The sequence below is a fragment of the Nitrobacter hamburgensis X14 genome (genome assembly GCF_000013885.1).
Classification (GTDB): domain Bacteria; phylum Pseudomonadota; class Alphaproteobacteria; order Rhizobiales; family Xanthobacteraceae; genus Nitrobacter; species Nitrobacter hamburgensis.
Genome location: NC_007959.1, coordinates 120832 through 134926, shown reverse-complemented (window position 1 = coordinate 134926; position 14095 = coordinate 120832). Strand labels below are relative to the sequence as shown.

The 14095-nt window shown below is 59.7% G+C and carries 11 protein-coding genes and 8 pseudogenes; 13 read left to right on the top strand and 6 right to left on the bottom strand.

Annotated features, from left to right (window positions below; translation table 11 throughout):
• The first annotated feature begins 67 nt into the window (after positions 1-67).
• Both NHAM_RS21385 and NHAM_RS21380 read left to right on the top strand, forming a co-directional pair.
• Entirely contained in the window at positions 68-1849 is a 1782-nt protein-coding gene (locus NHAM_RS21385; RefSeq protein WP_011504941.1) for a glycoside hydrolase family 15 protein, read from the top strand.
• A 367-nt stretch (positions 1850-2216) separates the two neighbouring features.
• A complete protein-coding gene (locus NHAM_RS21380; RefSeq protein WP_011504942.1) occupies positions 2217-4406 on the top strand; it encodes an amylo-alpha-1,6-glucosidase in 2190 nt (729 codons plus the stop codon).
• Between the two features lie 219 nt (positions 4407-4625).
• Here the strand turns inward: NHAM_RS21380 and NHAM_RS28640 are convergent, their stop codons facing one another.
• Both NHAM_RS28640 and NHAM_RS28635 read right to left on the bottom strand, forming a co-directional pair.
• Entirely contained in the window at positions 4626-5129 is a 504-nt protein-coding gene (locus NHAM_RS28640; RefSeq protein WP_086008378.1) for a transposase, read from the bottom strand.
• Positions 5130-5172: 43 nt separating this feature from the next.
• Positions 5173-5553, bottom strand: coding sequence for a transposase (locus NHAM_RS28635; protein ID WP_086008377.1), 381 nt, complete (start codon positions 5551-5553; stop codon positions 5173-5175).
• A gap of 175 nt (positions 5554-5728) precedes the next feature.
• On the opposite strand from NHAM_RS28635, the pseudogene NHAM_RS21370 reads away from it, so the two are divergent.
• Together NHAM_RS21370 and NHAM_RS28630 are read left to right on the top strand one after the other, a co-directional pair.
• A pseudogene (locus tag NHAM_RS21370) lies at positions 5729-6076 on the top strand (IS630 transposase-related protein); the annotation flags it as partial.
• A gap of 287 nt (positions 6077-6363) precedes the next feature.
• A pseudogene (locus NHAM_RS28630) lies at positions 6364-6528 on the top strand (IS481 family transposase); the annotation flags it as partial.
• Between the two features lie 54 nt (positions 6529-6582).
• Here the strand turns inward: NHAM_RS28630 and NHAM_RS27205 are convergent.
• Positions 6583-6732, bottom strand: a pseudogene (locus NHAM_RS27205) (IS630 family transposase); the annotation flags it as partial.
• 246 nt (positions 6733-6978) lie between these two features.
• Between NHAM_RS27205 and NHAM_RS21360 the strand changes: the two are divergent.
• The 3 genes from NHAM_RS21360 to NHAM_RS27195 all read left to right on the top strand — a co-directional run bounded on the left by NHAM_RS21360 (position 6979) and on the right by NHAM_RS27195 (position 9021).
• Complete coding sequence (locus NHAM_RS21360) at positions 6979-7560, top strand: DUF1236 domain-containing protein (RefSeq protein WP_041359435.1); 582 nt, start codon at positions 6979-6981, stop codon at positions 7558-7560.
• A 48-nt stretch (positions 7561-7608) separates the two neighbouring features.
• Positions 7609-7998 (top strand): recombinase family protein, encoded by a 390-nt coding sequence (locus NHAM_RS27200; protein WP_157043821.1) that lies wholly within the window; start codon positions 7609-7611, stop codon positions 7996-7998.
• 300 nt (positions 7999-8298) lie between these two features.
• On the top strand, positions 8299-9021 hold the full coding sequence (locus NHAM_RS27195) for a hypothetical protein (RefSeq protein ID WP_157043820.1): 723 nt from the start codon (positions 8299-8301) through the stop codon (positions 9019-9021).
• A gap of 23 nt (positions 9022-9044) precedes the next feature.
• Here the strand turns inward: NHAM_RS27195 and NHAM_RS27190 are convergent, their stop codons facing one another.
• Together NHAM_RS27190 and NHAM_RS27185 are read right to left on the bottom strand one after the other, a co-directional pair.
• Positions 9045-9377 (bottom strand): hypothetical protein, encoded by a 333-nt coding sequence (locus tag NHAM_RS27190; RefSeq protein ID WP_041359432.1) that lies wholly within the window; start codon positions 9375-9377, stop codon positions 9045-9047.
• Positions 9368-9598 (bottom strand): hypothetical protein, encoded by a 231-nt coding sequence (locus tag NHAM_RS27185; protein WP_157043819.1) that lies wholly within the window; start codon positions 9596-9598, stop codon positions 9368-9370. The genes NHAM_RS27190 and NHAM_RS27185 overlap by 10 nt, the downstream gene beginning before the upstream one ends.
• 3 nt (positions 9599-9601) lie before the next feature.
• Here NHAM_RS27185 and NHAM_RS21340 point away from each other — a divergent pair.
• The 3 pseudogenes from NHAM_RS21340 to NHAM_RS25655 all read left to right on the top strand — a co-directional run.
• A pseudogene (locus NHAM_RS21340) lies at positions 9602-10052 on the top strand (IS256 family transposase); the annotation flags it as partial.
• 79 nt (positions 10053-10131) lie between these two features.
• Positions 10132-10341, top strand: a pseudogene (locus NHAM_RS25660) (IS5/IS1182 family transposase); the annotation flags it as partial.
• 38 nt (positions 10342-10379) lie between these two features.
• Positions 10380-10736, top strand: a pseudogene (locus NHAM_RS25655) (transposase); the annotation flags it as partial.
• Between the two features lie 51 nt (positions 10737-10787).
• Here the strand turns inward: NHAM_RS25655 and NHAM_RS21335 are convergent.
• Positions 10788-12005, bottom strand: coding sequence for an IS110 family transposase (locus NHAM_RS21335; protein ID WP_198137033.1), 1218 nt, complete (start codon positions 12003-12005; stop codon positions 10788-10790).
• Between the two features lie 253 nt (positions 12006-12258).
• On the opposite strand from NHAM_RS21335, the pseudogene NHAM_RS21330 reads away from it, so the two are divergent.
• From NHAM_RS21330 to NHAM_RS25645, 3 genes and pseudogenes are all read left to right on the top strand, one after another.
• Positions 12259-12480: pseudogene (locus NHAM_RS21330) on the top strand (transposase); the annotation flags it as partial.
• Positions 12481-12914: 434 nt separating this feature from the next.
• A complete protein-coding gene (locus tag NHAM_RS25650; RefSeq protein ID WP_011504947.1) occupies positions 12915-13172 on the top strand; it encodes a (2Fe-2S)-binding protein in 258 nt (85 codons plus the stop codon).
• A 162-nt stretch (positions 13173-13334) separates the two neighbouring features.
• A pseudogene (locus NHAM_RS25645) lies at positions 13335-14092 on the top strand (IS5 family transposase).
• Positions 14093-14095 lie beyond the last annotated feature (3 nt).

Sequence of the window (14095 nt, the reverse complement as noted above, 5' to 3'; positions counted from 1 at the left end):
AGTCACCGGCAAAGTCATCTTCCGATAGAGAGCGCAATCCTTGGCCGATGGTATCGCAGACTACGGAATGATCGGTGATTGCGAAGCTGCGGCCTTTATTGCACGAAACGGATCGATCGACTGGCTGTGTCTGCCGCGCTTCGATTCCGATAGCTGTTTTGCGGCGCTGCTCGGTGAGCCAAAGGACGGCCGATGGCAGATCGCTCCGCGAGCGCCGTCCGAAGTCACTGACAGGCGATATCGTGAGGGCACGCTCATCCTCGAGACCACCTTCACGAATGCCGAAGGAAGTGTCCGCCTGATCGATTTCATGCCGCCAAAAGGCCAAGCGTCCGACGTGATACGAATTGTGGTCGGTATTGAAGGCCGCGTCAGAATGCGAAGCGAACTCGTGATCCGTTTCGATTATGGTCGCGCGATCCCTTGGGTCAGCCGATTAGAAAATGGTGTCCTGCGTGCCACTGCCGGACCAAACATGCTTCTGCTCCGCACGCCGGTTTCCGTTCGCGGCAAAGACATGAAAACCATCGGCGACTTTACGGTGGCGGCCGGTGACCGGGTGCCCTTCGTCTTGACCCATGCGCCCTCCTATTTGCCAGTTCCGGCATTGCCGGATCCTTTCAGCGCACTTGCCAACACCGAACAGTTCTGGCGCAAGTGGTCATCCACTTACCAGGGAACTAGCAAGTGGTCGGAAGCAGCTCTGCGTTCGCTGATCACGCTAAAGGCGCTGACCTTTTCACCGACCGGCGGCATTGTAGCGGCGCCGACGACCTCGTTGCCGGAAAAGATCGGCGCCAGCCGCAACTGGGATTACCGGTTTTGCTGGCTGCGCGATGCGACGCTCACTTTGCTGGCGTTGATGGGCTCGGGATACTTTCAGGAGGCCAGCGCCTGGCGTGACTGGCTAGTCCGGGCGGTCGCCGGCAACCCCAATCAGCTCCAGATTATGTACGGCGTGGCGGGCGAGCGGCGGCTGTGGGAATGGGAGGTGCCGTGGCTGCGCGGTTTCGGAGATTCAAAGCCCGTGCGCGTCGGCAATGCCGCTCACGACCAGTTGCAACTTGATGTATTCGGCGAGCTAATGGATGCGCTTTATCAGGCGCGGCGCGGCGGTCTTCCGGCGAGCGAACCGACTTGGGACATGGAGTGTGCCCTCCTTCAATACTTGGCTTCGATCTGGCAACAGCCTGACTCTGGCATTTGGGAAATTCGCGGTGAACCCCGTCATTTCACATATTCGAAGATGATGGCGTGGGTTGCGTTCGACCGAGGAATCAAGAGCTCGCAAGAATTCGATCTTCCGTGTCCTGTCGAGGACTGGCGTCGCATCCGGGATGATATTCACCGTGACGTTTGCGCTAACGGGTGTGATCCCGATCTGGGACATTTCGTTCAAGCCTATGGCGGCAAGGAGCTGGATGCCAGCCTTCTGCTAATGTGCTCGATAGGCTTTCTGCCGCCGACGGATCGTCGCGTGCGTGCCACTGTCGAAGCCATCGAGCGGGACTTGCTGGTTGATGGTTTTGTTCGGCGTTACGACACCGGTCGAACTGATGACGGCCTTCCGCCGGGGGAAGGCATGTTCCTGGCATGCAGCTTCTGGCTTGCCGACGCCTACCAGATGTTGGGGCGTATTGCGGATGCTGAGGCATTATTCGAACGGTTGCTCGCCCTCCGTAATGACCTTGGCTTGCTGTCGGAGGAATACGACCCCGATCATCGCTGCCTGGTCGGAAATTTTCCCCAGGCGTTTTCACATATTTCGCTTATCAATACCGCACACAACCTCTCGCAGGCCGAGAAGTCGTTGAATCAACGATCCGAGAAGAAAGCCGCATCCGATTGATTAAAGTTCAATTAGGCTTGCATGTCCGTAGTCTTCTTCACTCTCGGTTCGAGCTTTGCTGGAGCTATTGCCGCACCGGCTGATGTGAAAGACTGCTGAGCGGATTGGTCTGGCAGCCCGCGGGCGAGAAGACTGCCTTTCTGAGCATCGCCGCGGTCGCCGTGATTGCAAGCGCTCCTGTGGTACCAATTGGCCGATACTAGGCCTGGGAAATACGCAGATTAACAAGGCGAAGCGCCTGCACTTCGTCAGGTTCCATCGCCGCAAGGACTGCCAGTTTGAAGCTTCCGGGTTGTTGAACCATTCAGGTCATCGCCTGTTGATCAGAATGCCGGACGAGCAATCGCTCCCGGAAAGTGAATCGCCGATGTCATTCAAGGTTCAGGTAGGTCCGGCGCAGATCGCCATTCATCAGGGGCAGACAGTGCTGGTGACCGAGCCGGATGGACAGATAAACTGGCCCAGCAAGCGCGGGTTGTATTTCCGCGACACCAGGGTCATCAGTGCCTGGGGAATCTATGCCAACGGCGAGCGCTGGGAGCTGTTGAACGGCGGCGGCGCTGCGCCGCACGTGGCACGCGTTTTACTCACCAATCGCGGCTTTGTGACAAAAGACGGGCCGATCGCGGCGCGGACGCTGGGTCTTGTGATCGGCCGTCATATCGATGGCGGCCTGCACGAAGATCTCGACATCACCAATAACAGTCAGAAGCCGGTTCGTTTCAACCTCGAGATCGCAATCCGGGCTGATTTCGCCGACGTCTTCGAGGTGAAGGGCGACAATATCGTACGCCGCGGCCGCACCGTCACCTCCTGGTCGGCGAAGCGAGGGATCCTTCGCATCACCTACCGCAACAAGGACTTTTGCCGCGAAGTCATGGTCCGCACTGGCGAGGGAGACGGCGAGCCGGCGGTGAATGCCAACGGGCGCCTGAGCTTCGATGTCATTCTGAAAGCCGGGCAAGCCTGGCATCGCTGCCTGATCTACGACCTGGTGGACGGCACGAAACACATCCGGGCGCCGCGGAAATGCAGTCATTCCGGCACGACATCGGAACATGCCGGAAACATGGACAAATGGCGGCGGACGGTTCTGAAAATCGACACCAGCAACGAGGAATTCTACCGCTGTTTCAGTCAAGGCGTGCAGGACATGGCCGCCTTGCGCTTACCACTAAAAGACACGGATCACATGGTGTTCGTTCCCGCTGCCGGGTTGCCATGGTTCGTGGCGCTGTTCGGCCGCGACACCCTTATAGTCTCGCTGCAGACGATGATCGTCTATCCGGAATTCGCCGCCGGGACGCTCGAGATTCTGGCGCAATATCAAGCGACGCAGCGCGACGACTACCGCGACGCTGAGCCGGGCAAAATCCTGCACGAGCTTCGTTATGGCGAACTCGCGCATTTCAAGTTGATCCCGCACACGCCGTACTACGGCACGGCGGACGCAACGCCCCTCTATCTGATCGCGCTGCATGGAGCGTGGCGAGCCAGCGGCGACCGCGCGTTGATCGAACGGTACCTGCCAAATGCCGAAGCCTGCCTGACCTGGATCGACAAATACGGTGATCGCGACGGCGATGGTTTTCAGGAATATCAGACACGCTCGCCAGCCGGCTACGAGAACATGGCTTGGAAGGATTCCGGCGACGCGGTGATGTATCCCGACGGCACGCTGGTGCGCGGGCCGAAGGCCCTGTGTGAGTTGCAGGGCTACGTCTACGACGCATGGCTGCGCATGGCCGAGATCTACGACGAACTGGACAACAAGCGGCGTGCCAACGCGCTACGCAAGAAGGCGGCAGTGCTGTTCAGGAAGTTCAACGAGATATTTTGGAACGAGCAATCTCAGTTCTACGCCTATGCACTGGACGGCAACAAGAAAAAGGTGATGTCAGTGGCATCGAATGTCGGGCAGTGCCTATGGTCCGGCATCATCGCGCCCGAACGAGCCGGCATCGTGGTGAAGCGGCTGATGCGAAAGGATATGTGGAGCGGCTGGGGAATCCGTACGCTGTCATCGGACCATCCCTCGTTCAATCCTTACAATTATCAGACCGGCGCGGTATGGCCGCATGACAACTCTCTGATCGCATTGGGTATGCGGCGCTACGGTTTTGCTGCCGAGGCCGCCGCGGTGGCGCGCGACATCAGCGGCGCCGCCAGCCATTTCCTGCTGAATCAATTGCCTGAGCTATTTGCCGGGCTGCAGCGCGACCCCACGAGCTTCCCCGTGCAGTATCTCGGCGCCAACGTTCCGCAGGCTTGGGCGGCGGGAGCCCCCTTCATGCTGCTACAGGCCATGCTGGGCCTCCAACAGGATGCGCCGCGCGGCAAGCTGTACGTCGACCCAGCCTTGCCTGATTGGTTGACGGACGTGACGCTCACCGATCTGCGGCTGGGGCGGCGGCGCTTCAATATCCGTTTCTGGCGGGACGGCAAGAGCACGATCTTCAAGATATTGAAGGGCAGTCCCGACGCGGTAGAGCGGTTGAGTGCATGTGACGTTGATTCAGGTCCAACGGATGCACAGCGGTATTGTTCCGAAGCTTGATTTGCGCGTCAGGCTGGCCGGGGGTGTTTTCAGATCGCACATAGAACGTTTGCAGAACGTTTGCACCAGCCGGATTTAGGAGACCTGTGCGCGGGTAGTTCTGGACGCTTGATTTCTGGGCAGTTTGGGCTGTGCAAGAGTATTGACGGTTTTTGGATGGAGCTGACACAAGGCCTCGTCATGTGATGAGGCCCGCCGCGCATATTGTAGCGGTGATCGTCAAGCCGCTGCGATGATCGTCAAGGTGCGCCTGAGGTTGTAGGCGATCGCGGTGAGACGAATCTGAGCGGCGGCCTTGGCCAGTCCTCGCCATCGCATTCGGCGCAGCCCGTAGCTTCGCTTCCAGGTGCCGAAGATCTTCTCGATCCGACCTCGTATCCGATGAATGGGTTGGTTCCAGGCAGCAAGGCGCGCCAGCGTTTCGGCTTCATCGCGCCCCCACATGCCGGTGGCGACAATGCGCGGTGTGCCGCCCCTGGCGCGGACGGCATCGCCGAAATGGTTTCCCCGATAGGCGCTGTCGGCAAATACTTCGCCGGGATTGTCGGGCAGTGCTGCGGGGCCGGCCTTGCCATCGTTGATGTTGGCGGGCGTGACGGCGATTTGTTCTACAAGCGCCGTATCGGCATCGGCGCCAACATGGGCCTTAAAGCCATGAACAGCCGGTTTGCCCTTGTGTTTGACCCAATGCGCCTCGCCATCATCTTCGCTGGCCGATGCGATGAACGTCGCATCGACAAGCGTGCCGGTCTTGCCCCTTTGGCCTTCAATGGCCGGTGATCGCCTCGAACAGGGGCTTGTCCAGCTTATGATCTACAAGGGCCTTGCGGAAACGAACGAAGGCCGTGCGTTCGGGCGTTGGCTCCGAAGCTGAAAACCCGCAGAACCGCCGAAAGGAAGCTCGATCGTCCAGCGCTTCGGCGAGCTTCACATCAGACAAATCGTACCAGACTGCCAGCAGCATCGCCTTGAACAACGCGAGAGGCGGCCACGCCGGCTCGCCCTTGGCCGCGCAGGAAATTAAGCTCACATGGCGCTCGATCGCCGTCCAATCGATCAGGTTCGAAAGCTCATCCAGCGATGAGCGCGGGCGGTCACCCGCCGCCGAAAATGAAAATGTCTCCTGACCAATCCGACGGCGCCCCATTGCAAACCTCAATCCGTTGCTCAAACGGATGGAATCAAAAGCAACGCGCCGCGTCCAGAACTACCCGCGCACAGGTCTCCTTTAGAGCATTTTCCGACCGGAATGAATCGGTGGGGATTCCCAAAACGGTGCGAGTCAGATTCAAGTTGCATGCTGGCGAAGGAGGTCAGCATGCATGACCAAGGCGCTTTCCGTTGATCTTCGCCAAAGGGTGGTGGCCGCGATTGACGGTGGCTTGTCCTGTCGACAGGCCGCCGAGCGTTATGGTGTCAGCGCGGCCAGCGCGATCCGCTGGCGCACTCGCCTCAAGGAAGTTGGCGACATCGTTCCTAAACGCCAGGGCGGAGACCGCAAATCGCAGCGCATCGAAGCACATTCACAATTGATTTTGGACGCGGTGACAGCGAAGCCGGATATCACGCTCGCCGAGTTGCGAGACCTGTTGAAACGTCGTGGAATATCGGCCGGCATTGCTTCGCTCTGGCGTTTCTTCCAGCGCAGAAAGATCACACTTAAAAAAAGACAGCGCATGGATTGAAAAATGAAAAAGGTCAAAGAAAACCACAACGTTTCCAAACCCGTCGCGCGCGCTCCGACGGGCAAGCTGGTTAGAGCGTGGCGGCGCTCGACCAGGCGCTGGGTCGTAAGCCCGGCAGTTGCCCCCACGTTCGCGCATGTTAGTTGTGGCGGCGCTTTGCGGGGCTTGAGCGACGGGCTTTCACCCATTTAACCATGGAGGCTCAACATTGTTTGAGTCTAAGTTGGTCGCTGTACGGCAACGACGCGTGTGGGTCCGTCGCGGTAAAGCCTGGTTTCGGCCGAATTTTTCAACAGACTTTCATCAATGCCACGCTCTGCGACCGCAAGACGCCCATCACCGCGGCTGAGATTCTGAACGATCAGGTCGAGGAGCACGGCATTGTGCTATGCCGGGTGCTGACGGACGGCGGCACGGAGTATTGCGGCAAGGCGGAGGATTCAGGGGCTCAGTGCGGGAGTCGTTACAGAATGGGCGATACGTGAGTCCAAGAGGCTCAGCGTGCTGCGCCCGTCCGCCGCCAACAGAACTATCCGCGCTCGCTTCAAATCGCGCTGCAACGTCACCGGTGAGCGACAACGCGCCTCAAGCACGTTGTGATCTTTCCTCGAAAGGCGAACTTTTCTTGCTTCGGGGATCATCCCGATCTTGAATCACGACTTGATAACGATGAAGCACACCTTCTCAGGTGAAATTGTCAGTGCCGACGACGACTCGTCAACTACCGACCCGGTTTGCGCTGCTTTTGCCTGCATGATCGGACCTCACGCGTGTCTTTCGTTGTAAAAAAGTTGCCGCGTCGTCTTCGCTCCAGGGTACGAGCGATCACTCTGGGAACGAATATAACAGTTCAGAATTGGTCCCCAGAATCCGTGAAAGGCACAGTAATGATAGATTTCCCGCACAGCGAAGAAGGCTCCCGCAAGCTCCTGAATCGCGCTGCCGTTGTGGCCCTCATACTGCTGGTTGGAGCTTGGTTCGCCTTTTCTTGGTTCCAGCGCAGCAAAGAGCTTTTAGCAACACCTTCCACCGGCTCAGACGTCCATACCCCAGCAACTAATGCGGGCAATGCCATTCCGGCGCAGAGCCAATCCACGAGCATCGCCGCCAAGCAAAATCCCGGAGGCGGGGAGACCGCGAAGCAAAATCCCGGAATTGAGGAACGTGCATCTGGTGGCCACGCCAGCGCTATCAAAACCTCTGAGCCGATCAACATAGATGACGCGCAACGTGCGACGCTGCGCGCGATTTTTGCCTCTGGCCATCCGCCAACGGTCGCGCGCCCGAACTTCGAGTTGATGATAGGCGCTTCAGTGGCAGAACAGACTCCGCTGGCGGATCTACCGCCTGAAGTGCCCAAAGCATTGAAAGGATTTTCGGGAGATAAGTATGTTATCGCCGGCGACGAACTTGTCATCGTGGACCAACGTTCCCGCCGCGTCGCTGCCATCATCGGCGGCGTCAAATGATCGAATTAATTCCTTATTCGGGTCTGCACATCATTAAGTCCGTCATTGATGCCGGTGCCACTATCCGCGTGCTCGGGCAAAGGGTTCATGGCGCTGTTTTCCGCCATGGCCGAGGATGAGCGCGAGCGCATTCACAAACGCACCAGCGAGGGCCGCCGGCAGGCGAGGGCACGCGGCGTGAAGATGGGCAGACGGCCCAAGCTCAATACCAAGCAGCTGGCGGAGATACGCGAGCGCCTGGCCAGCGGTGAAAGCCAGCACTGTAAGGCGGTCCACGTATTCGTGTTGGCAAGATTGATGCCGATGGCGCGCGGGCGAGCCGTTGTAGCTGCCCGAGAAGGTGAGCGTGCTGTCGGTGGCGGTGAGTGCATTGAGCGTGCCGCCCAGGGCAACACCCGATATGGTCGAATTCGTGAGCATCGCGTTCGAGACGGTTGAGCATATGAACACGCCCGCCGCCGTAGCTGCGGTAAATACTTGATTGCTGCACGTGTTGGCGGTTAAGCGGTCCAGCGGCACCTGCCGGTAGATCAGGCTCGCGTCATAGATCATCTTGAGCGTCGTGAGGCACGAGCCGCCGCTCTCGCTGTTCTTCTCAGGCGCGATGAGGCAGGAACCGAAGAGGTCGGCCTGCCGTTTAAGCTCGTAGGCGAACTGGTCCGCGGGAATGAGATTGTTCGCGTAGGACCCGACCTTCCGGGCCGGGATCGTCGAGAAGTCTATGAGGACGGACGTGCTATGGTCGTTGCCGTTGCCTTTGCCGGTGTCAGTCCCTATCGCGTAGCGATGCGAGGGGTTGTATTCCTGCCAAAGGAAAAGGCCCGCTTTCTCGCCCGTCGGCTTAACGCACTGCGCGATAAGCCGCTCGATCGTTGGGCGGTCGAAAAATGGGGAACCGGCCGCGACTGGATCGAGAAGCATTTCGACCTCGTAGACGCGCCGCCCTCCGGCGTTCAGCTCGCGCCGCTTTCCTTCAAACGATATCTTGCGTTTGCTCGGGTCCGCGATATCGGCGTTGACGGCGGCAGCGTCAGCGTCGGTTTTGACGTATTTGTCGGGCCAGGCCGGCTCTCCCTGCCGGTTCACGATTGGGATGAAGCGCGCCCGTCCGCCCGATCCATTCACGGCTTTGCGCACGTAGCCCATGACTCCCGCTTCGAGTATGAAATTTCCGAGAGTAAGCGACACCCCGCGCCCGGCCATGCCGCCTTTTGCCTCGTCGAGAAGCCGGATGATCTTCTCGGTGATGGCTGGACTGTCCGCCGTGACGGCGTTTTCGAGGTCGTCCCTGAGGATGAAGTCAGGGCGATGCTGCTGGTAGAGGCGCCCGCGCATCGGCGTAAGGGCCGTATGCGCCTCAACGCGGATGCGGTTGTTCGTCACGAAGTTCGAAACCCGCTTGAGCGTGGCCTCGTCCTTTGTGCGCGTTTGGTTGTAGAGCTGCCCGAAGTCGGCGATTAGCAGGTCGTTGGTCTGGAGCTCGGTCACCACGTCAAAGAGGATGCACGGATTGTCCTTCGTCCCCCCTGGGCCTTCGCGTCCTGGTTGTTCATCGCGTCTTTCAGAAAGCGCGCGCTGATGTGCTGAAACTTGTCCGTGTGTATCTCGAAGCTCACGTCGAAGGGGTGGGCAGTCGCCTCGCCCCCGCCGCCGACCAGATGGGAGCCGATAGTCTCGCTGCCGATGGTGGTGTTGATGCCCTGGTCGACATAGGCGCCATCGCCCTCGATGGTGAAGGCCTCCACCGGCTGGCCATCGTCGAGCACCAACGATACCTTGATGCTCTGGTCCTTCATGATGAGGCTGGTCACGCGCATATAGTGCGCCCGTTTGAGCGGTCGGTGCCGAGGTTGAGCTGCCCGTCCTGCCAGTAGTTCTCAATCGGGGCCTCGTCGTCATCGAAGCCCGAGAAGAGGGTATAGACGTTGTTCGATATGGGGTCGCCGCCGATGAGCGCCCCGTTGAAGATGTCGAGGCAGGACGCGCGGAAGTCCAGCCTGTCTATCGTGTGCGAGTAGACGTTCCGCACGTACATCACGGAGTTGTATCGATGTACGCGCGCGGCATGAGCACGCGGGAGATTGCGGGAACTCTACGTCATCGACGTCTCGCCGGAACCTGATATCGACCGTCACCGACGCCGTGCTCGAGGAAGTCGCGGCCTGGCAGCAACACCCGCTCGATCCCGCCTATCCGCTGGTCTTCTTCGATGCAATCCGGGTGAAGATCCGCGACGAGGGCATGGTCCGCTCCAAGGCGATCCACATTGCGTTGGGCGTGCGCGCCAATGGCGGCAAGGAAGTGCTCGGCATGTGGGTCGAGCAGAATGAAGGCGCCGAGTTCTGGCTGCGAGTCATGAACGAGATCGGAACCGCGGCACTGAGGATATCATGCTCGCCGTCGTCGATGGCCTCAAGGGCTTCCCCGATGCCATCACCGCCGTATTCCCCGAAGCCGTGGTCCAGACCTGCATTGTGGGGTCGTTGAAAAACCTGTCTTCGCGTGATTCTCTCGATCTGATCGCGATTGGGGGTCGGCATGCTGGGTCGCAAGGAACGGGACTAACTAGAGCTGTTCATTTCCGGCTCGCTCCGACAACTCATTCCCGACGAGCACGTTCTGGTTCGGGTAGACGGCGTGCTCGATCTCTCCTGGCTCCGGAACGACCTCTCCGATCTATATTGCCTCGACAACGGTCGACCGGGCATCGATCCTGAGGTTGCGGTTCGCCTGATGCTGGCCGGTTTCCTGCTCGGCATCGTTCATGATCGTCGCCTGATGGGCGTGGGCGCCGGCACGGATTTTGGCGAGAGGTGATGCCTTCGGGCGCTCGCTCAGCATTCCCGCCAAAACTCGGCTTTCTCAATGACCCCATTGTCCACCTGCTACGCAACTCCATGGACTTGGTGTCCTGGAAAGACCACAAGCCGCTCGTCAGGCCCTGAAGGGCATCTATCGCGCCGTTGACGCCAAAGCCGCCGAGCAGGCGCTGACGGCCTTTGAAGCCAGCGAATGGGGGCAGCGCTATCCGGCGATCGGTCAGAGCTGGCGGCGCGTATGGAGCGAGGTCGTCCCCGTCTTTGCCTTCCCGGAGGCCGTACGCCGGATATATCTATACGACGGATGAGATCGACAAGCAGTTTCTTTCCGGTCGTGATATTATTTTGCTGCGTGGGCGACCTCGTGGCGGAGCGCGGTGCATCGGCTGAAAGCGCTGCCGGGCAGCCTTATTCGAGCCTTGCCGGATTGAGGCGCCCGCGCGCCTTTTTTGGCGGGCGCGGGCGCCAGGCTTCGACAAAGTGCTCGTAGCCCTTCTGTGCCTGTTCGGCGACGCGCATTTCCTGGTTCCGGAGTTTCTTGACGTTGTAGGCGTAGGCGGGGCCGCGCGTGTTGCCTTTCTTCTGCGGTCGGCCGGCTTGCAACTCCATGCCGCGCATTTTGTGGGCAACGAGACTGGGGCGTGCCCAGAGGTAGTTCGTTTCTTTCGTCAGCATATGCCAGCACAGGACGGTCAGCTTGCGCGCCACTGCAACGGCAGCGACCTGATGGCCCCGCCTGGCCCGGACGCGGACGAAGAAGGCATGGAGTGGGCCTGGCGTCTTGGCGGCTGCCCAGGCGGCTTCCACCAGCATCGCGCGGGCATGACTGCGTCCGACCTTGCTGATCCGCCCGTGATGGGCTGCCCCAAGCCCCGACTGGCGCACGCGTGGGTTCAGGCCGAAGTAACTCACCAGCTTTTGGGGGTTGGAAAAGCGGCCTATATCGCCGATCGCCGCCACTAGCCCGGCGGCCACCGTGAGATTGACGCCAGTGATTGTGAGCAGCCGTTCGATCGCCGTATCGCTGAGGGCGCCCTCAGCGATCTCCCGGTCAAGCACGCCGAGATCCTCTCCCAACCGATCCAGTTCCCGGATATGACGCTCGATCGCGGCGCGCTCGTCATCCGGCACCTGCTGTCGGATGAGCCAGGCACGACCGAGCCGCCCGAACAGGTCGGCATGAGGGCACTGCGGAATCAGGTGAGCATAGAGGATCGAGTGCACCTCGTTCTTGATTCGGGTCCGATGCCGGACAACCTGGTAGCGTCGCGCCACCAGGCGGCGCATCCGCTCCGTGACAGCATCGGGTGTCCAGATCTCCGGCAGGTAGCCGGCTGCATACAAGTTGGCCAGCGTGCCGGCGTCGATCTTGTCGGTTTTCACATGGGCGTGCGCGATCGCCTTCACCTGCAGTGGATTGGCGATCACTACCCGCTTCACGAACGGTGACAGCACCCGAGAGACCGCCATGCAGTTACCGGTAGCCTCGATGACCACCTCGTCGGTGGTCAGAAGCGTTTTGCCGAAGCCTTCCAGCGCAGTTCGCGTCATATCGACCCGACCCATGTGTCGCAGTCGACCATCTTCCCAGATTACTACTTCCCCAAAGGTACGGTGGGTATCAATTCCGATTACACGTCGCATTCCTGTCTCCTCTCGATAATCAGAGGGGGAGCAGCGGGCGACACGACAACTACGGATCCGCGCTCTCAGCGCAACCGGGCGAGTCGCAGAGGCGGCCATCTACTAACACGAGCTCGCAGCTCAACGTGCAAGATCGGCCTGCCCGCACTTCGTGCTCCCGGTGCCTCTGTCCCGGATGGTCGCACCATACGCCGCGATCACGAAACCGCAGCCGGACATCGGCACCAAGAATCTCATACCGGTTACCAACGCGATCGAGGCGCTGAACTCAAAACTCAGGCGGGCCGTCAGGGCCAGAGGGCACTTCCCCAATGACGAAGCCGCCACCAAGCTTCTCTATCTGATCTTGAACAGGTCCGAGAAAGAGTGGAAAATGCCGCCGCGTGAGTGGTCCATAGCCAAGGCTCAGTTCGCCGTTATCTTCGGCGAACGCTTCATCAAGGCCATGGCAGCGTAATGTTTAACCGCCCCGCTCTCACACGGAAATCCTGACAGTCCCGGACGCCGTCCACCGAAGTAAGGCCGAACAGCTCGCCTATCGTGCCCCACTGCTGAAACCTTGGAAGAACATTTGCCTCGGAGGTCACCTCTCGCAGCGTTCAACGATCCTTTGCCTCTCAGCACGAAGCTCACACGCTCACTGACGGGAGTTCTCGGCTGCATAACCAGGGGGACGCCCGGGAGCCGGTCACAAGCTCATCAAGAACAACCGTAAAGGTCGCCCCATTGACCGGCCAGAGACCCCAGAGCGGAGGGATCAAATCGCGACCGGTATTCGGACTTACCGATAGTTTGGAATAGCTTGAAAGAGGCGGATTTCCCTTTGCGTTTCGCGACACGGTCTAACAATATCTGGCCCGTGTCCGCGTGTCGTAATTGGATTCCGTCTTCATGATCGTTTGTTCCTGTAACGTGTTGACCGATCACGACGTCCGTTCCGCCGTGACCGCAGCAGACGATCTGCGGCGTTCACCCAAACAGGTTTACGGATGTCTTGGGTGCAGCGCGGAATGTGGGCGATGTGCCCGGACCATCAAGACTATCATCAAGGAAGCGCTCGGCGCCTGTGCTCGGAAATGTTGCGACGGGTGTCCCCACTCCGCAATGCACGCAGAAGTCGAGCAGATTCAGATCGAAATCACCCTCTGACGGATCCTCTCGCGGATTTCTTTCTGCTGCGGAACCCTCCCGGGCGATTGTATCAAGCAGTGCGAGATTACAACCGGCATGATCCTTTCTAGGGTCGGGACCCATAAAATGATTCCTTCTGCGCTGAGTTTGTGATTCACGGTCTCCGACAGGAGGCCCCTCATGAGTCGCGATTACTTTTGGCTAACGAAGGATCAGTTTGCTCGGCTCAAGCCGCTTCTGCCTAACGATACGCGCGGCAAGCCACGGGTCGATGATCGGCGGGTCATCAGCGGCATCATCCAGGTGCTGAAGTCCGGTGGACGCTGGATCGATGCGCCGGAGGTCTATGGTCCGCGCAAAACACTCTACAATCGCTTCGTCCGCTGGGCAGCGAAGGGCGTATGGGTAGACATATTCCACGCACTCGCAACGGCCGGCGGACCTCCTGCGCAGGTCCTGATCGATAGCTCGGCCGTGAAGGCGCATCGATGCGCATCTGGCGGCAAAGGGGGGAACATCAGCAGGCCATCGGCCGATCGCGCGGCGGGCGGACCACGAAGATCCATGCTCTGACCGACGCCGAGTGTCGTCCCGTCGCGTTCTTGTTGACCGGGGGTCAGATAGCCGACTGCACCGCCGGAGCGGTTCTGCTCGAAGAGATGCCACGTTCCGCGATCCTGCACGGCGACAAGGGTTATGACAGCGATGCCATCCGCCGACAGGTCGAGGGAAAGGGTGCGATGCCGAACATCCCGCCCAAGGCGAACCGACGCTGGAAGAATTGCTTCTCGCCCGTCCTCTATCGAAGCCGCAACGCGATCGAGCGCATGTTCTGTCGCCTGAAGGACTTCCGTCGCATCGCAACCAGATACGATCGTCTCGCAATCAATTTCCTCGCAGCCGTCTGCATCGCTGCGGCTGTCAGTTACTGGTTATGAGTC

Coding starts and splice junctions, on each gene's coding strand:
- NHAM_RS21360 (WP_041359435.1), top strand. CDS start 6,979: ATGATAGATTTCCCGCACAGCGAAGAAGGCTCCCGCAAGCTCCTGAAT.
- NHAM_RS25650 (WP_011504947.1), top strand. CDS start 12,915: ATGATCGTTTGTTCCTGTAACGTGTTGACCGATCACGACGTCCGTTCC.
- NHAM_RS27195 (WP_157043820.1), top strand. CDS start 8,299: ATGGTCGTTGCCGTTGCCTTTGCCGGTGTCAGTCCCTATCGCGTAGCG.
- NHAM_RS21380 (WP_011504942.1), top strand. CDS start 2,217: ATGTCATTCAAGGTTCAGGTAGGTCCGGCGCAGATCGCCATTCATCAG.
- NHAM_RS21385 (WP_011504941.1), top strand. CDS start 68: ATGATCGGTGATTGCGAAGCTGCGGCCTTTATTGCACGAAACGGATCG.
- NHAM_RS28635 (WP_086008377.1), bottom strand. CDS start 5,553: ATGGGGCGCCGTCGGATTGGTCAGGAGACATTTTCATTTTCGGCGGCG.
- NHAM_RS27190 (WP_041359432.1), bottom strand. CDS start 9,377: ATGCGCGTGACCAGCCTCATCATGAAGGACCAGAGCATCAAGGTATCG.
- NHAM_RS27200 (WP_157043821.1), top strand. CDS start 7,609: ATGCCGGTGCCACTATCCGCGTGCTCGGGCAAAGGGTTCATGGCGCTG.